At 70.3% G+C, this 21,098-nt stretch carries 18 protein-coding genes; 12 read left to right on the top strand and 6 right to left on the bottom strand.

Annotation, left to right across the window (positions count from 1 at the left end):
* Window positions 1-48: 48 nt before the first annotated feature.
* From FGD71_RS27635 to FGD71_RS27600, 8 genes are all read left to right on the top strand, one after another.
* Window positions 49-513 (top strand): SRPBCC family protein, encoded by a 465-nt coding sequence (locus tag FGD71_RS27635; protein WP_240436799.1) that lies wholly within the window; start codon window positions 49-51, stop codon window positions 511-513.
* 298 nt (window positions 514-811) lie between these two features.
* On the top strand, window positions 812-1,900 hold the full coding sequence (locus FGD71_RS27630; protein ID WP_119103243.1) for a LacI family DNA-binding transcriptional regulator: 1,089 nt from the start codon (window positions 812-814) through the stop codon (window positions 1,898-1,900).
* A gap of 866 nt (window positions 1,901-2,766) precedes the next feature.
* On the top strand, window positions 2,767-4,098 hold the full coding sequence (locus tag FGD71_RS27625; protein WP_119103242.1) for an ABC transporter substrate-binding protein: 1,332 nt from the start codon (window positions 2,767-2,769) through the stop codon (window positions 4,096-4,098).
* Window positions 4,099-4,108: 10 nt separating this feature from the next.
* Window positions 4,109-4,993 carry a carbohydrate ABC transporter permease gene (locus FGD71_RS27620; protein WP_119103241.1) on the top strand — a complete coding sequence of 295 codons (885 nt, stop codon included), beginning with the start codon at window positions 4,109-4,111 and terminating at the stop codon, window positions 4,991-4,993.
* Entirely contained in the window at window positions 4,993-5,931 is a 939-nt protein-coding gene (locus tag FGD71_RS27615) for a carbohydrate ABC transporter permease (RefSeq protein WP_240436798.1), read from the top strand. Before FGD71_RS27620 ends, FGD71_RS27615 begins: the two co-directional genes overlap by 1 nt.
* A 482-nt stretch (window positions 5,932-6,413) precedes the next feature.
* Window positions 6,414-7,775, top strand: coding sequence for an MFS transporter (locus FGD71_RS27610; RefSeq protein WP_119103314.1), 1,362 nt, complete (start codon window positions 6,414-6,416; stop codon window positions 7,773-7,775).
* Window positions 7,776-7,866: 91 nt separating this feature from the next.
* Window positions 7,867-8,589, top strand: coding sequence for a response regulator transcription factor (locus FGD71_RS27605; RefSeq protein WP_119103240.1), 723 nt, complete (start codon window positions 7,867-7,869; stop codon window positions 8,587-8,589).
* On the top strand, window positions 8,586-9,962 hold the full coding sequence (locus tag FGD71_RS27600) for a sensor histidine kinase (protein ID WP_119103239.1): 1,377 nt from the start codon (window positions 8,586-8,588) through the stop codon (window positions 9,960-9,962). Before FGD71_RS27605 ends, FGD71_RS27600 begins: the two co-directional genes overlap by 4 nt.
* 40 nt (window positions 9,963-10,002) lie before the next feature.
* Here the strand turns inward: FGD71_RS27600 and FGD71_RS27595 are convergent, their stop codons facing one another.
* From FGD71_RS27595 to FGD71_RS27575, 5 genes are all read right to left on the bottom strand, one after another.
* A complete protein-coding gene (locus FGD71_RS27595) occupies window positions 10,003-10,974 on the bottom strand; it encodes a TAXI family TRAP transporter solute-binding subunit (RefSeq protein WP_240436797.1) in 972 nt (323 codons plus the stop codon).
* Window positions 10,975-11,160: 186 nt separating this feature from the next.
* On the bottom strand, window positions 11,161-12,129 hold the full coding sequence (locus tag FGD71_RS27590; protein WP_119103238.1) for a PDR/VanB family oxidoreductase: 969 nt from the start codon (window positions 12,127-12,129) through the stop codon (window positions 11,161-11,163).
* A gap of 68 nt (window positions 12,130-12,197) precedes the next feature.
* Window positions 12,198-13,388 carry an acetyl-CoA C-acyltransferase gene (locus FGD71_RS27585; protein ID WP_119103237.1) on the bottom strand — a complete coding sequence of 397 codons (1,191 nt, stop codon included), beginning with the start codon at window positions 13,386-13,388 and terminating at the stop codon, window positions 12,198-12,200.
* Between the two features lie 40 nt (window positions 13,389-13,428).
* Complete coding sequence (locus FGD71_RS27580; protein ID WP_119103236.1) at window positions 13,429-14,034, bottom strand: histidine phosphatase family protein; 606 nt, start codon at window positions 14,032-14,034, stop codon at window positions 13,429-13,431.
* 83 nt (window positions 14,035-14,117) lie between these two features.
* Window positions 14,118-15,674 (bottom strand): AMP-binding protein, encoded by a 1,557-nt coding sequence (locus FGD71_RS27575; RefSeq protein ID WP_119103235.1) that lies wholly within the window; start codon window positions 15,672-15,674, stop codon window positions 14,118-14,120.
* A 204-nt stretch (window positions 15,675-15,878) separates the two neighbouring features.
* Between FGD71_RS27575 and FGD71_RS27570 the strand changes: the two genes are divergently transcribed.
* From FGD71_RS27570 to FGD71_RS27555, 4 genes are all read left to right on the top strand, one after another.
* Window positions 15,879-17,153 carry an acyl-CoA dehydrogenase family protein gene (locus FGD71_RS27570; protein ID WP_119103234.1) on the top strand — a complete coding sequence of 425 codons (1,275 nt, stop codon included), beginning with the start codon at window positions 15,879-15,881 and terminating at the stop codon, window positions 17,151-17,153.
* A gap of 151 nt (window positions 17,154-17,304) precedes the next feature.
* The gene (locus FGD71_RS27565) at window positions 17,305-18,069 is read left to right on the top strand and encodes an SDR family NAD(P)-dependent oxidoreductase (protein ID WP_119103233.1); all 765 of its coding nucleotides are present in this window, start codon (window positions 17,305-17,307) and stop codon (window positions 18,067-18,069) included.
* 3 nt (window positions 18,070-18,072) lie between these two features.
* The gene (locus FGD71_RS27560; RefSeq protein WP_119103232.1) at window positions 18,073-18,870 is read left to right on the top strand and encodes a ThuA domain-containing protein; all 798 of its coding nucleotides are present in this window, start codon (window positions 18,073-18,075) and stop codon (window positions 18,868-18,870) included.
* Window positions 18,871-19,107: 237 nt separating this feature from the next.
* Window positions 19,108-19,905: a serine hydrolase gene (locus tag FGD71_RS27555; protein WP_240436796.1), complete on the top strand. Its 798-nt coding sequence runs from the start codon at window positions 19,108-19,110 to the stop codon at window positions 19,903-19,905.
* Between the two features lie 149 nt (window positions 19,906-20,054).
* On the opposite strand, the gene FGD71_RS27550 is transcribed toward FGD71_RS27555, so the two are convergent.
* Complete coding sequence (locus FGD71_RS27550; RefSeq protein WP_119103230.1) at window positions 20,055-21,098, bottom strand: NAD(P)-dependent alcohol dehydrogenase; 1,044 nt, start codon at window positions 21,096-21,098, stop codon at window positions 20,055-20,057.

Below are 21,098 nucleotides of genomic sequence, written 5' to 3'. Positions count from 1 at the left end.
GCACGCGGATTTCGTGGCCTCCTGCTCTCATGGGAGCAGGAGGTTGCCGTGGCTGATACGAGAGTGGTCGTCGAACGGCGGATCGCCGCGCCCGCGGGGCCGGTGTGGGAGGTGCTCACCGATCTTGACGGCATGCCGTCGGTACTGAGTGGCGTGGACCGGGTCGAGGTCCTCACCGAGGGCCCGTTCACCGTCGGTACCCGCTGGCGCGAGACCCGCCGTATGTTCGGCAAGCGGGCGACCGAGGAGATGCGCGTCACGGCGTGCGAGCCGCCCTCCCGCTACGTGGTCGAGGCCCACGCGCAAGGCACCCGTTACGTCTCGGAGTTCGCCCTGTCCGAGGAGGGGCCCGGTTCCACCACCGTGCGGATGACCTTCACCGCGACATCCTCCGGAGGTGTCACCGGTCTGCTGGCCAGGCTTCTCGGCGGCATCGGCGCCAAGGCGGTGGCGAGGACGATCACGAAGGACCTCGCCGACGTGGCGGCGACCCTGGAGAATCCCACACGCTGAAAACCGCGAACGCCGACCCGGGTTCTGTTTCTGTTTCCGAAGTTTCCGAAACAGTGATCACAAACGCGGCGACAGCGCCGAGGTAGGTGAGTCCGGAGCCGGGACTCCTGGCGTGCGGAGCCGGGAAGCCGACACCCGTCCGATCTGGCACGGAGCTTTCGACAGGGCAGGTCGGTGGCGTGCACGCGCGTTGCCGGCCCGGCACCCGCCCGCACCGGTGCCGGTGGGAAGAAACAATGGGATACGGTTTCCCCACTCGCGGGCGGTCCGCTGCCCGCCCTGAGAGGGAGCCGTTGCGGTGAGTCAGCACAAAGCGTCTGCGGATTCCGGCCGCGCCACCATCCGTGACGTGGCGGAACGGGCCGGCGTGTCGGTCGCCAGCGTGTCGCGCGTCCTGTCCGGCAACTATCCGGTGTCGGACGAGTTGCGTTCCCGTGTGATGAAGGTCGTGCGGGAGATGGACTACGTCACCAACGCTCATGCCCGTTCCCTCGCCGGCGGCGGAACACCTACGGTGGCGATCCTGATCAACAACATCACCGGCGCCGCCTTCGCGCATATCGCCCAGGGCGTCGAGAACGCGGCCTCGGTCCGGGGCTGGCTCTCGATGGTGTGCACCACCAGCGACGATCCCGAACGGGAACTCGCTCTGGTCAACCTCATGCGCCAGCAAGGTGTCGCCGCCGTGATCCTGCTCGGTGGCGCGTACGACGTCGAGGACTACCAACTGCGGATGGCCCGCTTCGCCCGGTCCCTGGACGCGGCAGGCTCGCGTCTTGTGCTGGTCGGCAGGCCGCCGCTCGACGGTGATGTGCCGGCGACCGCCGTCGACTACGACAACGAGAGCGGCGCCTATGCCATGGCCAGTCACCTGTTGTCCGCGGGGCACCGCAAGATCCTCACCCTGCCGGGCCACTCGGACTTCACCACGGCGCAAGGCCGCCTGGCGGGCACACGCAGGGCGTTTGCGGCGCACGGTGTGCCCTTCGACCCGGAGATGGTGAACCACCACGGGGGTTACTCCCCGGAATACGGTTACCAGGCGGTCCAGGAGGGGCTGCGGCGCAAGCTGGGCTTCACGGCGGTGCTGGCCGGTACCGATGTGGTCGCCGCGGGCGCGATGCAGGCGGTGCGAGAGGCCGGGCTCACCGTGCCCGGCGATGTCTCGATCGTCGGCTACGACGACATTCCGCTCGCATCCCAACTGTTTCCGCAGCTCACGACCGTCCACGTGCCCTATGAGGAGATGGGGCGCGTCGCGGTGCGCGCGGTGGCCGACCAGCGTGAGCGCGGCGGCCGTAGAACGGCCAGGGAGGGCGACCACGTGGTGCTGGGAACGCATGTCGTCGTGCGCCAGTCCGTCCAGCCTCCGGCCCGCCGCGCGTAGACAGACCCGACGGGCGGTACGGCGTAGGAGTTTCGCCTGACCTGCGCCGTCTGTGGCGTGGCAGCTCAGAGCCCTGCCCGAGGATCGGTAGTAACCGGTTTCGAAAATGTTATGCGGATGTGGCCCCGACCTCACCGCCCGCTCCGAGCGCTGGACGTGGCGCGCCTCCAGAGCCTCTGACATGCGAAAACGCGCTGCCGACCAGCGCCTGCGCGGCAGCGGAGAGCGGCAACGTCGCAGAAAATCGCCCGCAACAAATCGTCTCGTGGCTCTTGCCTGCGATCCGGGACCGGCTTACGTTTCACAGCAACCGGTTACTACAACTTGTACCGGCAGGTAGGCCCCGAGGGTGATCACCTGGCCGCTGTCCCTGCGCGTGGCACCGCCACCCGCGCCACCAGGAAGGGAGGAAGCCCGCATATGAAGAGCGAGCCGTGCCCGGGCGAATCCGGCAGCATCCCGACGATCCCGGTCGGCGGCCCATCGTATCCGGGCGATTCCCCACGTCGGACGTCCAGCGGGAAGACCTCCTGCAAGGCGCCGTTTCCCGGCCACCCGACCGACTCGATGATCGCCTCCGTCGGCGGCGATGTGGACCAGACGCCGCCCCATCAGTCCCCGTCGCGCGTCCTCGGCAGAGGGCGCGGGTTAGGTCACCACGGTGAAGGCCCGCACCACCACGGGTCGGCCCGGCGGCGTTGACAGCGCCGTCCCCGTGCCTCGGTCGGACAGGCCAGCAACCGGTTTCCCCTCCCGGTGCCGGACACCCGGCACCCTGCGCTTCCGCGTCGGCCCCCAGCGCACGCCCCGAAGACACGTTCTTGCCCTCCTCCGCGAACCCTTTCAGCCAGAAGGATGACTGCTCCATGAACTCCACCAGTCCGCGCAGAAAGCTCGTGAGTGCCGCCGCAGCGGCCCTGGCGCTGGCGGGCCTGCTCTCCGCGTGCGGCGAATCGGGCTCCGACGAACCCAAGTCCTCCGGCCCGGTCACCCTCGACTTCTGGGGCTGGGCGAACGGCCAGGAGGCCGTCGTCAAGGCGTTCAACGCCAGCCACAAGGACGTCAAGCTGAAGTACACCAAGGTCACCGACCAGCTGACCATGCAGAAGCAGCTGACCAACGCCGTCAAGGCCGGGAACGCGCCCTGCATGCTGCAGAACACCGGCGAGTACGTCACGAGCTGGGTCTCGCAGGGAGCGCTCGCCGACATCACCAAGTACGTCGAGTCCAGCAAGGACAAGTTCAACACCGGCTCGTGGGCCACCGGCCAGGTCCAGGGCAAGGTCTACGGCGTCCCCACCGCCTCGGCGCCCGCCTTCACCATCTACCGCACCGACATCTTCAAGAAGTACGGTCTGGAGGCGCCCGCGACCTGGGATGACTTCATCGCCGCCGGCAAGAAACTGAAGAAGCACGACATCAAGATCACCAACTACGCCGGTGAGGACCCGAGCACCCTGGAGGTGCTCGCCATGCAGGCCGGGGCGCACTGGTACTCCGTCGAAGGCGATGCGTGGAAGGTGAACTTCGAGGACGAGGGCAGCCTCAAGGCCGCGAAGGTGATCCAGGAGATCGTCGACAACGACCTGAACTCCAAGCTCTCGTTCGCGGACTACGCCGCCGTGCAGCGCAACTACGACAACGGCGGCACCGCGACCCGGCAGATCTCCACCTGGCAGATGTCCGGCATGGTGCAGAACTTCACCAAGTCCTTCGGCGACTGGGCACTGTCCCCCTGGCCGACCTTCGAGGGCCAGGCACCCAAGACGCCGGCCGGGACCAACCAGAGCGGCAACCTGACGCTGGTGAGCGAGCAGTGCAAGCACAAGGAGCAGGCCGCTGAGGCGGCGCTGTGGATGTCCACCGACACCGGTGCGGTCAAGACCATGGCGAGCCCGGAGACCGGCAGCGGTGTAATGCCGGCGCTGGCCGACAGCGATACCTACGTCTCAGAGGCGATCTCCGAGAAGCTGCTCGGCAAGAACTATGAGCCGGCCAAGAAGGTCGTGACGGACAGCCTGGGCACCGTCACCACCGACTGGACGTTCGGCCCCAACTGGACCGCGATGTTCACGGAGATGCAGGACGAGTGGGCCAAGGTCGTCAGCAAGAAGCAGAAGGTCACCGACCTCCTGGCACACATGCAGGAGTGGACGGTCAATGACCTGAAGCAGCGCGGCATCAGCGTCAAGGGCTGAGGCAGACTCGATGATTCGCTCACTGCGCTGGAAGGGTGCCGCGTTCACGGTGCCCTTCCAGCTCGGCTTCGTCTTTCTCTACCTGCTTCCGATCGGCTACGCGGTCTACCAGTCGCTGTTCCTTCAGAAACAGTCCGGTCTCGGTCTCGGCGGTGCGACCACGGAGTTCGTCGGGCTGGAGAACTACCAGAACGGCCTGACCGACTCGGCGTTCATGACCTCCATCCTGCGGGTGGTGGTGTTCGCCTGCGTCCAGATCCCGTTCATGCTGCTCATCAGCCTCGTGCTGGCGCTGTTCCTGGACGCGGTCACCTCCAAGGTGGCCGGCAGGTTCCGGATCCTCCTGCTGATCCCGTACATGATCCCCGGGGTGGTCGCGGCCATCGTGTGGGTCAACCTCTACAGCCCCGATGTGGGCCCGCTGACGCCGGTCGGCGAGCTGTTCGGATTCGACTGGAACTTCTTCGCGCCCTCGATGGTGTGGCCAGCCATCGGCAACCTGCTGACCTGGCACGGCATCGGCTACAACATGGTGATCATCTACGCGGCGCTCCAGGGCGTGTCCCGTGAGCTGTTCGAGGCCGCGCGGCTGGACGGCGCCTCGGAGCTGCGCATCGCGCTGAGCATCAAGATCCCGTTCGTGCGCGGGGCGCTCGTCCTGACGGCTCTGCTGTCGATCATCCAGATGCTGCAGATCTTCAACGAGCCCGCACTGTTCCGGAACGTGACCCCTGAGACGGTCAGCGACAGCTTCACCCCGATCATGATCATCTACAACCAGGCGTTCAACGCCGCCAACTATCACTACGCCGCGGCCCTGTCGGTGCTGCTCGCCCTGATCCTCGGCGTCGCGTCCTTCCTCTTCTACCGGCTGACCTCGAGGGAGGCGGACTGATGGCGCTGACGGAAAACCGTAAGGAAACCGGCACGGAAAACGACGGCGAGCCACCCCGCGGGCGCACCGTGCGGCGGCTCACCCGCCCGGACCCGGCCGCACGCTCCCGGGGCGGCCAGCGCTTCCTCCTCGTCGGCCTGGCCCTGGCCAGCGCCTACAGCCTGTTCCCGGTGTACTGGCTGATCATCGCCGCGACCAAGGACCGCGTGGGGCTGTACCAGAGCAACGGGCTGTGGTTCTCCGGCTGGCACCTGTGGGACAACCTGCAGCAGGTGTTCACGTACGACGACGGCATCTTCCTGCGCTGGACCGCCAACTCGTTCCTGTACGCGGGGGTCGGCTCTCTCGGCGGCACCCTCATCGCCCTTGCCACGGGCTACGGGCTCGCCCGGTTCGACTTCCCCGGGCGGGGTGCGGTGTTCGCGGCCGTGGTGGGGTCCTTCCTCATCCCGATCGCGCTGCTCACCTTGCCGCTGTACCTGCTGTTCTCGGCGATCGGGATGGTCGACACCCCTTGGGCCATGCTGATCCCGTGTCTGATCAACCCGTTCAGCGTGTACCTGGCCAAGGTCTACACCGAGGCCACGATCCCGTTCGAGCTGCTGGAGGCGGCCCGTATCGACGGCGCCGGTGAGCTGCGGATCTTCTTCAGCATCGTGCTGCGGATGATGACCACGGGCGGCGCGACGGTGTTTCTGCTCGCCTTCGTCAACACCTGGAACGCCTTCTTCCTCCCCTTGACCGTGCTGCGTGGCGAGGAGAACTGGACGCTCAACCTGGGTCTGTACAACTGGACCGGGAAACGGCTGGAGTCGGGCATCGACGTGACCAGTCTCGTCCTCACGGGCGCCTTGTTGTCCATCGTGCCGATGGCGATCATGATGGTCGCGATGCGCCGTTACTGGCGGACCGGCGTCACCCTGGGAGCTCTCAAGTGACCGTGACGTGCGACCCCGTCATTCGTGGTGTCGCCCCGGATCCCGACCCGGACGCGTACGCCCGCCAGTTGGTCGACCACACGCACCCGCACCTTCACACGGCGTCTCACCGCGGGGCGGCTCACCCCAGCCGTTGATTCACGCCGGCTCGACGTCGGTCTCCAGGACCTGGATGTGCTCCCGGAGACCGACGTCTCCCTGTATGGGGGCGGACGTCATGGGCGTGGCCGGCGACCGGTGGAGCCTGCCCCGGGCAGCAGATGGCGACAGCTCTGGAACCGGCTTCCGCGCGGCGTACCCGAGTTGCCGCGCGGTTCTTCCACGACGGGGTGCGCTTCCTTAGCGGGAGGTTAGATCTGTGTGCCGGACCTTGTCCGGCCGTGGAGGCCGACCGCATGCTCGTGCGCGTCCTTACTCAAGGGCAACTCCCCGTCTCCCCACTGGGACTTCCTCCTGGAGCCGCCATGTCCTCGTCCCCCGTCATGCCCGGAAGCACGCCACAGGACCTCCGCCAAAAACGTCGCCTCGCTCTCGTCGGCGGATCCCTCGGCAATCTCGTCGAGTGGTACGACTGGTTCGTCTACGCCAGCTTCGCGATCTACTTCGCCGACTCCTTCTTCCCGGGCGACAACCCGACCACGCAACTGATGAACACCGCCGGGATTTTCGCGGTCGGCTTCCTGATGCGGCCGGTGGGCGGCTGGGTGCTCGGCCGGGCCGCGGACCGGCACGGACGCAAGAGTGCGCTCACCCTCACCGTCACGATGATGTCCGTGGCCGCGCTGCTGATCGCCGCCGCACCGACCTATGGCCAGGCCGGCTACTTCGGTGCGGTGGTGCTGCTGCTGGCGCGGCTGCTTCAGGGCATGAGCATCGGCGGTGAGTACGCGGCGAGCGCGACGTATCTGACCGAGGCGTCGGCCCGCAACCGGCGTGGCCTCGGCTCGTCCTTTCAGTACGTGTCGATGACCTGCGGCCAACTGCTGGGTCTGGGCATGCTGATCACGATGCAGCACACGCTCACCACCGCCCAGCTGGAGAGCTGGGGCTGGCGGATCCCGTTCCTGCTCGGGGCGCTCTTCGCGGTGGTGGTGTTCTGGCTGCGGCGCCGACTGCAGGAGACCGACGCCTTCGCTGAGGAGGCGTCCGGTGAGGGTGGCCACGACGCACGCGGCACGCTGAAGGCGTTGTGGCAGCACCGCCGTCAGGCGGGACTGGTCATGGCGCTCACCCTCGGCGGCACCGTCGCCTACTACACGTACACCACCTATCTGACCAAGTACCTGGTCGGCAGCGCGGGCATGGCGAAGACCACCGCCACGCTGGTGAGCTTCACCGCCCTCGCCCTCTTCGCCGTGTTGCAGCCGTTCGCCGGGATGCTGTCGGACCGGATCGGACGCCGCCCGTTGCTGATCACCTTCGCGGTCGGCTGCACCGTCGGCACTTATCCGATCATGACCGCCCTCGGGTCGGCGTCCTCGTACTGGTCGGCGCTCGGTCTGTCCCTGCTGGCCCTGGTGATCGTCACCGGCTACACCTCGATCAACGCTGCCGTCAAAGCCGAGCTCTTCCCGACCCGGATTCGCGCCCTGGGCGTGGCGCTGCCCTACGCGATCGCCAACGCCCTCTTCGGCGGCACGGCGGAGTACGTGGCGCTGTGGTTCAAGGACAGCGGCCACGAGACGGGGTTCTTCTGGTACGTGTCCGGATGCGCGCTCATCTCCCTCGTCACCTATGTACTGATGCCCGACACCCGCGACGTCGCGCTCAGCCGCGTCGAGGCCGAGGCCGACTCCGCCCAGGGCCGGGCTTCGGCCGCCGACCCCGTCGACGTCCTGCGCTGAGCCCGGACGGTGACCTGGGGCGGCACCTTCCGTAAGCTGCTGCTTCAGGTCACCAGGCTCGCAACGGTCCGAGCGCGACAAGGAAGTACCTATGCACGCGCTGCTCGTCGAGGACGACGACCGCATGGCTCAGGCCCTGGGCACCGCCCTGACCCAGCGCGGGCACACCATCCGCCGGGTCGGCCGTGCCCTGGACGCCCTGCGGCACGTCCGCGAGGCCGAGTTCGTCCTGCTCGACCTCGGCCTGCCGGACCTTGACGGGCTGGAACTGCTGCGGAGGCTGCGCACGGTCTGCGACGCGCCGCTGATCGTGGTCACCGCCCGCTGCGAGGAGCGCGACATCGTGCAGGGGCTGCGCGCCGGCGCCGACGACTACGTGGTCAAGCCGTTCCGGATGGCCGAGCTGATGGCCCGGATCGACACCGTGCGTCGCCGCACCGCGCCACCGCACGGCCACCCGGACGGCACGGGGGCATCGGTACACACCGGCGATGTGGAGATCGACATCGCGGGCCGTGCCGTCATGGTCGCCGGAGCCCAAGTGCAGCTCACCCGGCGCGAGTTCGATGTACTCGCCTTCCTGGCCGCCCGACCGGACGAAGTGCATTCCCGCGAGCAGATCCTGGACCGGATCTGGGGCGATGCGTTCCTCGCCGCCTCCCGTTCCCTGGACGTGCATGTTGCGGGCATTCGTGCCAAGACAGGTCGGACCGACCTGGTCCGTACTGTCCGGGGCTTCGGATACCAGCTCGGCTCTCCGTCCCCGGGCGGCGGCTCCTCTTCGCTGGGTGACGAGCGGGACGGCGGCGGATGAGACGCAGGCTTCTCGCCGTGCTGATGGTGCTCATGGGAGCCGCGGCTCTGCTGCTGTCCGTTCCCCTGGCCAACTCCTATGCGAGCGAGCGCACCGAGCACCTGCTGCTGCAGCGGCGCTCCGAGGCCGTGCGGTTCGCCGACCTCGCCGACCGGGTGCGCACCGAGGCGGACCGGGCCGAACTGTCCGCCGAGATCACCCGGTACGCCGAGCTGTACGGAGCCGCCGTAGCCGTCGTCGACACGGCGGGCCGGACCGTCGCCCATGCAGGTCCCGACCTCGGCGGTACGGGCGGCCCGGAGGCGGACGACGCCCGGCAGCGGGCCCTCACCGGCCGCTCCACCGAGCAGCTGCCGGCCGTGCGTCCCTGGGGACCGGGGACCGTTGTGCTCGCTGAGCCGGTGGGACGGGACGAGCGGGTCAGCGGGGCTGTACTGATGTCCGTACCGACTGCCGGGGCCCGCCGCGATGTCACCGTCCGCTGGTCGCTCATCGCCGCCGGGGCGGTCGCCGCCTTCGCGGCCGCGGCCCTGGTCGCCGCGGGCATCACTCGCTGGCTGATGCGCCCGGTCCGCGATCTCGACCGGGCCGTGGAGAAGCTGACAGCCGGAAGCCTGAAGGCGCGGGCCGACTCCGACACCGGACCGCCGGAACTACGCAGCCTGCGACGCCACTTCAACACCATGGCCGAGGCAGTGGCCGACTCCATCGCCCGCCAGCGCGACTTCGTCGCGGACGCCTCCCACCAGCTGCGCAACCCACTCGCCACCCTGGTGCTGCAACTCGAGAACGTGGAGCCGCACATCGGCCCGGGCCACGGCAGGGCCGAGCACAGCCGCGCCCTGGACGAGGCGGAGCGCCTGGAGGAACTGCTCGACGGTTTGCTCGCCCTGGCACGGGTGGAGTCCGCCACGGCGCAGCTCACGGACCAGGACGTGTCCCGGGCTGTGCGGGACCGCGTAGCGGCCTGGACGCCGGTGCTCCGGGAGGCCGGGACCGCATTGGTCCCCGAGGTGGCCGACGGTCTGCGGGCGCGGGCACTGCCCGACGCGGCGGGCCGGATCCTCGACGCGCTCCTCGACAATGCCGCCAAGTTCGTACCGCCCGGGGGACGCGTCGAAGTGTGGGCGGCCCCCGCTCCGGACGGGCAGGTCGTCGTCCGTGTCACCGACGACGGCCCCGGAGTCCCCGAGGACCAATTGCCCTTGCTGCTACGGCGCTTCACCCGGGCTCGCGAGCACCAGAACATCCCCGGCAGCGGACTGGGCCTCGCCATCGCCGACGAGATCGCCCGGATCAGTGGCGGTCGGCTCCACGCGAGCTCCGGCAGCCCGCGAGGACTGACCGTCGAACTCCGGCTGCCTTCTGCCTGACGCACCCCGAACCGAAGCCTTCGGCACCCTGCCATTCGGCTCAGCCGTACACCGACCGGTAGTACGCTTTCGCGCCCGGATGGAGCGGCACCCGACCGGTGGAGATGGCGAACCGGGGCTCCAACCGGGCGCCCGCGGTCACCTCGCGCAGGAGCACTCGCCACTGGTCGAACACCACCTGGAGCAGCTCACGCACCGCACGATCGGGCACATCGGCGCGGGCCAGCAGATAGTTGCCCACCCCGATGGTGCCCACCGGCTCCCGCAGCCCGTACGCCCCGGCGGGCAGCGTGACCGTCGTGTAGACGGGACCGTGCCGCTCGCGCAGCGCGCTCACATACCCATCCAGCGGCAGGAACCGCAGGGGCAGTTCGGCCGCCAGCGCCGACAGCGCCGGCGTAGGAACGCCGCCGGACCAGAACAGCGCGTCCACCGTGCCCGCACGCAGCCCGTCGACTGAGTCCGCCAGGCCGAGTCTGCGTTCCCGTACCGGCGAGCGGCCGTCGAGCAGTCCTGCCGCACGCAGCAGTCGGCCCACCACGACCTGCACTCCCGACCCGGCCGCGCCCGAAGCGACCTGCCGGCCGGCCAGCTCCTTCACGGACCGTACGGGGCCGTCCGCCGGGACGACGAGATGCGTGTAGTTCACGTAGATGCGCGCCAGCGCCGTCACCGCGGCCTTTCGCAAGAAAGGCTCCCGCCCCCGTACCGCGTCCTCCGACGCGTCCGCCATGGCCAGTGCCAGCTCCACCGAGCCGTCGTTCAGCCTGCGCAGATTGTCCACGCTCGCCGCCGTGCTCACAGCAGCGATCTCCAGCCGGCGGCCGCTCCCGGCGACTGCTCGGGCAAGTGCCCTCCCGAAGGCGTTGTACGGCCCGCCTCGCGGCCCGGTCGCCAACCGCAGCCGCTGCACGGGTCCCGTGTCCGCGGCGCATCCGGACAGGACAGCTGCCGCCACACCTCCGAGCCCGGCGCCGAGCGCCTGCCGACGGCCCACCTTCGCGCTGGTCACCGACGAAGGGTAACCAGCATCCAGGCACGCGTCCGAACCGCTGCTCCCCAATGTTGCGCAATACGCGGCTCCAGCACGGGACGGCCGCTCATGGCAGCGCTCGACCTCTTCGGGAGGCGCTGGAGCCTGCGCACATCTGGGAACTGCGCGAGCGACCAGCACCCTGAAGACGATGGCCGATCACGGTCACAGGTCGAGAACCAGGCGGGGCCCGCACGAGCGGGAGACACAGATGAGCATGGTGTCACCGGTCTCCCGCTCGTCCTCGCTCAGCAGCGAGTCCCGGTGGTCGGGCGTACCGTCGAGCACGTCGGTCTCGCAGGTGCCGCACGTGCCTTCCCGACAGGAGAAGTCCACCGTGACGCCGGCCTTTTCGACGGCCTCGAGCACCGAGTGGTCCGGCGGCACGGTGACGGTGAGCCCGGCACGGGCGAGCACCACCTCGAATGCCTCGGCCGGGCCGGCACCCTCGGCTGTCCGCGCCGGGGCGAACCGCTCCACGCCCAGCGTGCCGGGCGGCCAGTCCGCGTCCGCACACCGCTCCTGCACCGCTTGCAGCAGGGGTTCCGGGCCGCAGGCGTGCACCAGGGTGCCCTCCTCGGGTGAGCCGAGGAAGGCAGCGAGGTCGAGCAGGCCGTACTCGTCCTGTGGGCGTACGAGTACCCGGTCCCCGTACGGTGCGAGACGGTCCAGGAACGCCATGGAGGTGCGGGTGCGGCCGCCGTACAGCAGACGCCAGTCGGCCCCCGCGGCCTCGGCGGCCTCGACCATGGGAAGGACGGGTGTGATGCCGACGCCGCCCGCGATGAAGAGGTGGCGTGCGGCCGGCCGCAGCGGGAAGTTGTTCCGCGGCCCGCGGACCCGCACGGTGGCGCCTTCCTCAAGGTGTTCGTGGACGTACGCCGAGCCGCCGCGGCCCTGCGGCTCGCGCAGCACGGCGATGCGCCAGGCCTCGTGGTCGGCGGGGTGCCCGCACAGTGAGTACTGACGGATCAGACCGCCGTCCAGGAGCAGGTCGATGTGTGCGCCCGGGGTCCAGGAGGGCAGCGGCTCGCCGTCGGGGCGGCGCAGGGTGAGGGAGACGACACCGTCGGCGGCGGGGGTGCGGGTCGCCACGACGAGGGGCGTCCCGTCCAGGGGCAGGGGGTCGGTCATGGTGGGTCAACCTGGTCTCGTGCGGCGTGGACTCGGATGTAGGGGAGTGGGCAGGTGTGGGGGAAGAGTCAGACCTGCGGTGGTACGTGCAGCAGCAGGGCGTCGCCCTGGCCGCCGCCCCCGCACAGGGCGGCCGCTCCGGTGCCGCCTCCGCGCCGCCGCAGTTCCGCCGTGAGGGTCAGTACGAGCCGGGCGCCGGTCATGCCGACCGGGTGCCCCAGGGCGATCGCGCCGCCGTTGACGTTCACCTTCTCCAGCGGGATGTCCAGCTCCCGTACGGAAGCCAGGGCCACGCCGGCGAACGCCTCGTTGATCTCGAACAGGTCGAGGTCGGCGGTCTTCAGCCGGCCGTCCCGTGCCAGGGCGTCGCGGACCGCGCCGGCCGGCTGGACGAGCAGCGAGGGGTCGGGGCCCGCGACGGTGCCGTAGGCGCCGATCTCCGCGAGCGGTGACAGGCCCTCCCGGCGCGCGCGTTCCGCGCTCATCACGACGACGGCGGCGGCGCCGTCGGAGAGCTGTGAGGAGTTGCCCGCGGTGATGGTGCCCTCGCCGGAGAAGGCGGGCTTCAGGCGTCCCAGGCTCTCGGCGGTGCTCCGCGGCCGTACGCCCTCGTCGGTGTCCACCACCGTCCCGCCACCGCGTCCGGCCACCGTGACCGGGGTGATCTCCGCGGCCAGCGCGCCGGAATCCTGGGCCCGGGAGGCCCTTTGGTGCGACAGCGCGCTGTACTCGTCCTGCTCCTCGCGGGTCAGGGCGAACGGCCGCTGGTACCGCTCGGTGGCCGCGCCCATGGAGACGCCGTCGAAGGCGCAGACGAGTGCGTCGCGGTCGAGGGAGTCCTCGGCGGTGGCCGTGCCGTACTTCCAGCCGCCGCGTGCTCCGCGTAGCAGGTGCGGGGCGCCCGACATGGATTCCATCCCGCCCGCGACGACCACCTCGTGGCGCCCGGAGGCGATCATGAGGTCGGCGAGGGCGATGGCGTGCAGACCGGACAGGCACAGCTTGTTGACTGTGCTCGCCGGGACGGCGAACGGAATGCCGGCGCGGACGGCGGCCTGCCGTGCCGGATTGGGGCCGGCACCGGCCTGGACGACATGACCCATGACGACGGCCTCCACGGCGGCCGGGTCCAGACGCGCGTCGGCCAGCGCGGCGCTGATGGCGTGGGCGCCGAGGTCGGCGGCGGACACGGCGCTCAGGGCGCCCATCAGTTTGCCGATGGGCGTTCTGACACCGGCGACGATGACGGATCCGGGCATGGCCGGGACCTCCTGGGGGATGTGAGCGGATCGGCTCTGGTCAGGCGGCGGCGTCGACGGCGCGTTCCGCGATCATGTGGGCGGTCTCGTTCACCGAGTGCAGCACGACCCGGCCGCCCGGCAGCCGCCGTACGCGGCTGACCGAGGTGTAGCCGGGATGGAACCAGAACATGAGGGGCAGGCCGAGCATCGTCGCCAGATAGGTGTTGGTGATGCCGCCGTGGCACACGGCCGCGACCCGCCCTACGGGGTGGGCGTCCAGGATGGTGTCCATGGCCCGCACGGATCGAGCGCGGAAGGCCTCCCAGTCGAGATCGGGTACGAAGTCCTCGTACCGTCCCTCGGCGAGCGCCACCGACCGGGGGTCGTCCGCCCGGATCTGCTCCGGTGGCGTGTACGGGTGCGAGACGTCCGTGTCCCATTCGCGCAGGTCGTCCAGCACGGTGGCGGTCAGGCCGGTGAGCCGCTCCAGCGGTGCCGCCGTCTCGCGGGCGCGCTGGAAGGGGCTGACGTACAGGGCGTCGATGTCCTCGTGCACGAGCCAGGCGGCGAGGCGCTCGGCCTGGTCTGTGCCCTCCGGCGACAGCCCGGGGTCGTACACGCCCCCCATCGGGAGACCGTGGCGGATGAGGAGGAGTTCGGTCATGGGTCATCCTTCTTACGAGCGGCGGGCGTCAGCACTGGGGCGGGCGCCATCGGTGAGGGCTGTGCGGTGGCCGGTTGGATTGCTCAGCCGGCGATGGTCCGCTCGGAGCGCCAGTACGGGCGGCGCATCGCGCGTTTGTCGAGCTTGCCCATGGCGTTGCGCAGCAGTTCGGGGACGAACTCGTACGCCTTCGGGCACTTGTAGGCGGCCAGCCGCTCGCGGCAGAACCGGTCCAGCTCTTCGGCCGGCGGCTCGTCCCCGGCGGCCACGACCAGTGCCCGCAGTGACTCGCCGAAATCCGGGTCGGGCACGCCGATGATCGCGACCTCGGCGACCGCGGGGTGCCCGCGCAGCACCGCCTCGCTCTCCGCCGGGTACAGGTTGACGCCGCCGGAGACCACGATGTCGGCGGCCCGGTCGGTGATGAAGATGAAGCCGTCGGGGTCGACGTAACCGATGTCGCCGAGGGTGAAGACTCCGGGGGAGAGGTAGGCGGCCTTGGTCTTGTCCGGGTCGGCGTGGTAGCGCACGCCCCGGCCTTCCGGGGCCCGGAAGGCCAGCAGGCCGAGCTCGCCGGGCGGCAGCGGATGGCCGTCGTCGCCGGTCACCAGAACCTCGAACGGGGGCTGGACGCGCCCGACCGAGCCCGGGTGCTCAAGCCACTCGGTGCTGCTGATGCGTGCCACGGTGCCGGCCTCGCTGGCGCCGTACGACTCCGTCAGCACCGGACCGAACCACTCGATCATGGCGTGCTTCACCTCGGGCGGGCACGCGGACCCGGTGTGGGAGACCTGCAGCAGGCTGGAGACGTCGTACCGGCCGCGCACTTCTTCCGGCAGGGAGAGCAGGCGCTGGAAGTGGGTGGGCACCATGACGGTGGAGGTGACCCGCCATTCCTCGACGCGGCGCAGGAACGCCTCCGCGTCGAACTTGCCGAGCACCACGACCTGCTGACCGGCCGCCAGGTGCCGCAGCGAGGTGAGCGGGCCGTTGTGCTGCAGCGGGCCGCACACCAGGTGGGGCCCCGGCGGGAATCCGGACCGGGCGGCCAGCGCGGCCAGGTACGCGGCGCTGTCGGCGGCCGGAGGGCTCACCCAGCGCACCTCGGTGCCGCGGGCCCGCCCGGTGGTTCCCGAGGTGTAGACGAGGGGCGGCCGGGCGGGGCGGTCCGCGGAGGCGGCAGGGGCGGCAGTGGCGCCAGTGGAGGGCGCGGCCGCGGCCAGCCACAGGTCCCAGTCGAAGGCATGCCCGGCCGGCGGGGTTCCGTGCGTCACGACCGGCAGGCCCAGTTCGCGGGCCGCTTCGAGGGCGACAGGGGCGCCGACGGGTCCGGCGATGATGCCGGTCACGCCCGCGTCGATGATCTGGTCGACGAGTTCGCCCACCGTCAGCTGCCGGGAGGTGGCCACGGTCCCGACTCCGGCGCACAGTCCGGCCAGGTGGGCCACCAGGGTCGGTATCGCGTTGTCCCCGAGGACGGCGACCCGGTCGTCGGGGCCGGGAGCGAACTGCAGCAGCCGTGCCGACGCCCGCGCGACCTGGTCGGCGAGCCCGGCCCAGGACAGCACCCCCCGGTCGTCCACCAGGGCGGGCTCGTCAGGTGTCTCGTGGGCGCGGCGGTCGAGTGGCGGCAAGGACATGGTTCCTCCGGCGGCTCCTCGGTCCTCTCCTGGATTCAGGGGAGAGTCGATGCAGAGACTGTAGCGTTTATCAAGAAAGTGCGGAACACTCTGATCCGAGCCGGAGGCATCACCGCACGTTTCGCCTGTTTAGAGGCGAGGGGGATGACCGTTCGACTCACCGTTACTGAAGCTGTCGTCTGGTAACTGTCCCGAGGAGGAGCCATGTCCCAGCCGGATGTGGACACGTGGCGCACACAGGTGAGGCAGTGGCTGGCCACCGTCCTCGAACCGGGCCGGGCGCCGGAGTCCGCCTCGGAAGCCGCCGATCTCGCCGTGTTCCACAACCTCTCCGACGACGACGAACGGTTGCTGCTTCAGCGCTGCCGCGCCTACCAGCGAGCCCGCTTCGACGCCGGATACCAGGCCCTGACCCTCCCTCGGGCCAGCGGCGGGGCGGGCCTGAGTGCCGCCCACGCGGCGGCCTTCGCCCAGGAGGAGTCGGCCTTCGACGTGCCGCCGTCGACCGAGCTGATCAGCGTCACCGTGCGACTCGTGGCGATGGCCGTCTCGCTCTTCGGCACGACTGAGCAGCGCGACGACTACGCTCGCGCGTTCCTGCGCACCGACCTGCTGGCCTGCCAGCTCTTCAGCGAACCCGGCGCCGGATCCGACCTGGCCGCCCTGCGCACCCGCGCCCGCCAGGAGAGGGTCGCCGATGAAGGCGATGGGCGGGGCGGCGACGAGGGCGACTGGGTGATCGACGGTCAGAAGGTGTGGACCTCGGGAGCCCAGTTCGCCGACTACGGACTGCTGTTGGCCCGTACCGACCCTGACGTCGTCAAACAGGCGGGCATCACCGCTTTTCTGGTCCCGATGGACGCCGCCGGCGTGGAGATACGCCCCATCCGCCAGATGAGCGGCGGTGCCTCCTTCAACGAGGTGTTCCTCAGCGGCGTACGCGTCCCGGACCGGTTGCGGATCGGCCGCCCCGGGCAGGGCTGGGAGGTCGCCACCACCACCCTCGCCTTCGAACGGACCGCCTCGGGCACCGGCAGCCGGCGCAAGGGCGGCACCTTCGCGGACGTACTCGCCCTCGCGCGCTCGCTCGGCCGCACCGGAGACCCGCTGGTCCGTCAGCGTCTCGCCGACCTGTATGTGCGGTCCGCGCTGCGCGCGGCCACCGTGGACCGGGTCGCCAGGGCGAGCGCCGGCGGAGGCCGGCCGGGCCCGGAGGCGTCGCTGACCAAGCTCATGGCCTCCGACCTGCTCACTCGCACGGGGCAGACGGCGGCCGAAGTGATGGGTGCCCGGATCAGCGCCGACACCGGAGAGCCGGACACGTTCGCCTGGACGCAGCACCTGCTGGGCGCCCCCGGCTACCGGCTGGCCGGCGGCACCGATCAGATCCAGCGCAACCTGATCGGCGAGCGCGTGCTGGGACTGCCCGGCGAGCCGCGAACGGACCGAGTGCCGTTCTCCGAACTGCCCAGCAGCTGATGACGAGTTGCTTGCCACTGACACGCCAGTACGAGCTGAGCACAGCAGCGGAGCCCAGCCGAGCACAGCACAGCCGAGCACAGCCGAGCCGCAGGACAGTGATGGCTGCCCCTGTGCCCCGGCGCCGTGAACCGACCGAGGAGTGAGAGTGATGGACACAGGACTGACCGGCGCGAAGGCGCTCGTGACCGGCGCCAGCCGGGGCATCGGCCGGGCGATCGCCCGGACACTGGCCGCCGAGGGCTGCTCGCTGGCACTGTGCGCGCGGGGTGAGGAGGCGCTGGCGAAGGCCGCCGCGGAACTGCGCGCGGACGGAGCGACCGTGTTCGCCGAACCGGTCGACGTCACCGACCCGGCCGCGCTCGCGGGCTTCGTGGAGCGCTCGGCCGACGAACTCGGCGGCCTCGACCTGCTGGTGTCCAATGTGTCGGCGGGCAACGTCAAGGGCCCCGAGTCCTGGGAGGCGAGCCTGCGCGGTGACCTCCTGCCGTTCGCCGGTCTGGTCGAGGCGGCGCTGCCGCACCTGGAACGCTCCGACCGCGCGTCGGTCGTCGTGATCGGTACGACCAACGCCTCGGACACCGCCCGCCCGGCGGGCGCCAACTCCTACTCAGCCATCAAGGCCGCCGTGGTCCAGCACGCCTCGGCGCTCGCCCATGCCCTCGCCCCCAAGGGCATCCGGGTCAACACCGTCTCGCCCGGCCCGATCGAGTTCCCGGGCGGCGCCTGGGAGACGATCCGCACGGGCCGCCCGGAGGTGTACGAGGAGGTGCTCGGCAAGCTGCCGATCGGCCGCTACGGCACCCCGGAGGACGTGGCCGCGGCGGTGACGTTCCTCCTCGGCCGCACCGGCTCGTTCTGTGTCGGCGTCAACCTCGTGGTGGACGGCGGGCTGTTGACCCGCGTCCAGTACTGAGCCGTGGCGGGCCCGGCAGGCCGCTTGGACGCCGTACTGGTCTGCGGCGGCAAGTGGCACGACTTCGACTACGCGCGGCTGCGGCTGCTGGAACTGCTCGGTGATCACCCACGGGTACGCACCCGGGTGTACGGGGACTTCGCCTGCCTGCCGGCTCTGGAGGCCGCCGACCTGTTGCTCACCTACACCTGCGACGTACGTCCGGACGCCGGGCAGCAGAAGGCGTTGACGCACTTCGTCGAGCGGGGCGGGCGCTGGCTCGCCCTGCACGGCACCAACTCCGTGATCGAGGCGCCCGCTCCCGACGGGCCCCGGGTGTTCACCACCCCGCGGCTCCTCGGCGACCTGGCCGAGGTGCTCGGCAGCCAGTTCCTGGCCCATCCGCCGATCGAGCCGTACGAGGTACGGGTCACTCGGCCGGACCATCCGCTGGTAGCCGGGATCGAGCCCTTCACGGTCTCCGACGAGCTGTACGTCTGCGAACTGCACGGGGAGTTGGAGGTGCTGCTGCATGCCGAGTACTCGGGGCCGTGCCGAGGTTTCGCCGAGGGCGACACGGCCGCTGTCGACGACGCCCGCCGCCCCGTGCTCTACCTGAAGCGGCACGGCCTGGGCGAGATCTGCTACTTCACCCTCGGCCACTGCCGAGGCCGCTATGACATGCAGGATCTGGGCGTGGACGACACCGGGCGCGTGGACCGGGGCCCCTGGGAGACACCGGAGTTCCTGACCGTGCTCGAGCGGTGCTTGGAGCGGGCCGTCGGCGCCTGGCGAGACTTCACAAACTGCCCAAGAGGCTGATTTGTCATATTTTCATACCCTCATGTCTCCTCCACCCAGGATGCTGAGGGTCGCCCAGCCATGTCGTACAGAAGCCACCACCGCACGGACAGAGAGACCACAACGCCCCCCGGCCGCCGACGGCAGACTCTGATCGTCTGCGCCGCCATCGCCCTCATGGCGCTGCCGGCAGGCTGCTCCTCGGCCGGCACCGTCAAGGGCCCCGCTCCGCGGAAATCTGCCGCAGCGGGGCCCGCCATGGGAGCGGCAGCACCGCGCGAGGGCCTCGGCGCGGCGCTGGCCAGGTCGATCGAGCCGGTGTTGTCGGACGACGACGACGCGCGGCTGGCGGTGGCGGTGCTCCGCCTGGACGACGCCGACCGGCAGATCGCGTCGTACGGCGACCGCGCGACGTTCGACACGGCGAGCATCGTCAAGGTCAACATTCTCGCGACACTGCTCCTTCAGGCACAGGAGAAGGAGCGCGAGTTGACCGACGAGGAGCACAGTCATGCCAAGGTGATGATCCAGGCGAGCGACAACGAGGCGGCCAATGCCCTGTGGCGGGCGATCGGCCGGGCGCCGGGGCTGGACGCGGCCAATGAGAAGCTGGGGCTGTCCTCGACGCAGGGTGGCCACGGCGCCCGCTGGGGCTTGACCCAGACGACGGCGGAGGACCAGGTCAGGCTGCTGCGCGCGGTGTTCGGCGGTGAGGGCCAGATGTCCTCGCGTGCTTCCGCGGGGCTGAACCAGAAGTCGCGTGCGTACATCCGCCGGCTGATGAGCGAGATCACGGAAGGCCAGGACTGGGGGGTCTCTGCGGCGGCAGGTTCCCGATGGTCCCTCAAGAACGGCTGGCTGAAGCGCAGCACGACCGAGCTGTGGGACATCAACAGCATCGGCCAGGTCACGGTGCACGGGCGCCGCTATCTGATCTCGGTCCTCAGTGGCGACAACGCGTCGATGGGGGGCGGAATCTCGCTGGTCGAGCGGGCGGCCAAAGCGGCGGTCGGCGCGGTCAGTACCCGGGCCTGGCCCCGGCCATGGCTGGAGTGAGCGGCCGGCCGGACGGCGAGTCGAGGGCTCGCGCGCCCGCCGCGGACACCCGTCGGGCCTGGCCCTGGCGAGTACCTGGCCCTGGCGAGTACCTGGTCCTGTCCAGTACCCGGCCGAGGCCTGGCCCGGTCCGACGGTTCGCTGCTCGCTCAGCCGTGCGGCAGCACCACCGCGCGGCCGTTGATCTCCCCGGCGTGCAGGCGCTCGTACGCCATGGGCGCCTCCTCCAGTGAGAACGTCTCGACATGGGAGGAGACGAGGCCCTGCCGGGCCAGTTCGACGACGTCGATGAACTCCGTCCGGCTGCCCCAGTAGGGGAAGCAGGCGGAGACCTCGAACGGCAGTCCGCCGCCGAAGCCGACCGCCAGGGTGCCTCCACCGATGCCGACGATGGTCACGTCGCCCTCCACCGCCACCGAAGCGGCGGCGACCGACAGCGTCGCCTCGACTCCCACGAAGTCCAGTACCGCCTCCGCCCCCACTCCGCCGGTGAGTTCCCGGACGCGCTCCGAAGCCTCGGCGTTCGAGAGCAGCGTCTCGTGAGCGCCGACGGTGCGCGCCAGCTCGAGCTTCTCCTGGCTCACATCGAGGGCGATCACCCGGGCCGGGGTCAGGGCGCGCAGCAGCTGGACGGCGAGATGGCCCAGTCCTCCGACGCCGATCACCACCGCCGTGCTGCCCGGTCCCAGCTTGGGCAGGGATTTCAGAATCGCGTGATACGGGGTCAGCCCCGCGTCGGTGAGTGGTGCCGCCTGCGCCGGGTCGAGCCCGTTCAGCGGCACCAGGTGGCGGGGCGAGTCCACCACCATGAACTCCGCGAGGGCGCCGGGGGAGCCGAGACCGGGCGGCATGATCCCGAGCTCGGCGGCTCGCAGGCAGTAGTTCTCCTTTCCCTCCGCGCACTTGCGGCACAGGCCGCAGCCCCAGGGTCCGTACACCGCCACCGCGTCGCCCTCCGCGAGCCCGGTGACACCCCGGCCCAGCGCCGCGACGGTGCCGACGCCCTCGTGACCCAGCGTCAGCGGCAGGGGGTAGGGGAACACTTCCTCGGGCCAGCCCATGACCGCCAGGTCGGAGTGGCACAGGCCGGCCGCCGTCACCTTGAGCAGCACCTGACCCGGGCCGGGTTCGGGCATGGGGACCTCGACGACCTCGGGGGCACTGCCCACCTTTCGGTACTGAACCGCTCTCAT

Origin of the sequence: Streptomyces sporangiiformans (assembly GCF_005768555.2) — a bacterium.
Taxonomy (GTDB): domain Bacteria; phylum Actinomycetota; class Actinomycetes; order Streptomycetales; family Streptomycetaceae; genus Streptomyces; species Streptomyces sporangiiformans.
Note: the sequence above shows the minus strand (reverse complement) of the source record. Positions and strands in the feature narration are given on the sequence as shown.

Bases quoted from the DNA above. Each gene is read 5' to 3' on its own strand.
- FGD71_RS27625 (WP_119103242.1), top strand. From the start codon at position 2,767: ATGAACTCCACCAGTCCGCGCAGAAAGCTCGTGAGTGCCGCCGCAGCG.
- FGD71_RS27620 (WP_119103241.1), top strand. From the start codon at position 4,109: ATGATTCGCTCACTGCGCTGGAAGGGTGCCGCGTTCACGGTGCCCTTC.
- FGD71_RS27615 (WP_240436798.1), top strand. From the start codon at position 4,993: ATGGCGCTGACGGAAAACCGTAAGGAAACCGGCACGGAAAACGACGGC.
- FGD71_RS27610 (WP_119103314.1), top strand. From the start codon at position 6,414: ATGCCCGGAAGCACGCCACAGGACCTCCGCCAAAAACGTCGCCTCGCT.
- FGD71_RS27605 (WP_119103240.1), top strand. From the start codon at position 7,867: ATGCACGCGCTGCTCGTCGAGGACGACGACCGCATGGCTCAGGCCCTG.
- FGD71_RS27600 (WP_119103239.1), top strand. From the start codon at position 8,586: ATGAGACGCAGGCTTCTCGCCGTGCTGATGGTGCTCATGGGAGCCGCG.
- FGD71_RS27590 (WP_119103238.1), bottom strand. From the start codon at position 12,129: ATGACCGACCCCCTGCCCCTGGACGGGACGCCCCTCGTCGTGGCGACC.
- FGD71_RS27585 (WP_119103237.1), bottom strand. From the start codon at position 13,388: ATGCCCGGATCCGTCATCGTCGCCGGTGTCAGAACGCCCATCGGCAAA.
- FGD71_RS27580 (WP_119103236.1), bottom strand. From the start codon at position 14,034: ATGACCGAACTCCTCCTCATCCGCCACGGTCTCCCGATGGGGGGCGTG.
- FGD71_RS27575 (WP_119103235.1), bottom strand. From the start codon at position 15,674: ATGTCCTTGCCGCCACTCGACCGCCGCGCCCACGAGACACCTGACGAG.
- FGD71_RS27570 (WP_119103234.1), top strand. From the start codon at position 15,879: ATGTCCCAGCCGGATGTGGACACGTGGCGCACACAGGTGAGGCAGTGG.
- FGD71_RS27565 (WP_119103233.1), top strand. From the start codon at position 17,305: ATGGACACAGGACTGACCGGCGCGAAGGCGCTCGTGACCGGCGCCAGC.
- FGD71_RS27555 (WP_240436796.1), top strand. From the start codon at position 19,108: ATGGGAGCGGCAGCACCGCGCGAGGGCCTCGGCGCGGCGCTGGCCAGG.
- FGD71_RS27550 (WP_119103230.1), bottom strand. From the start codon at position 21,098: ATGAGAGCGGTTCAGTACCGAAAGGTGGGCAGTGCCCCCGAGGTCGTC.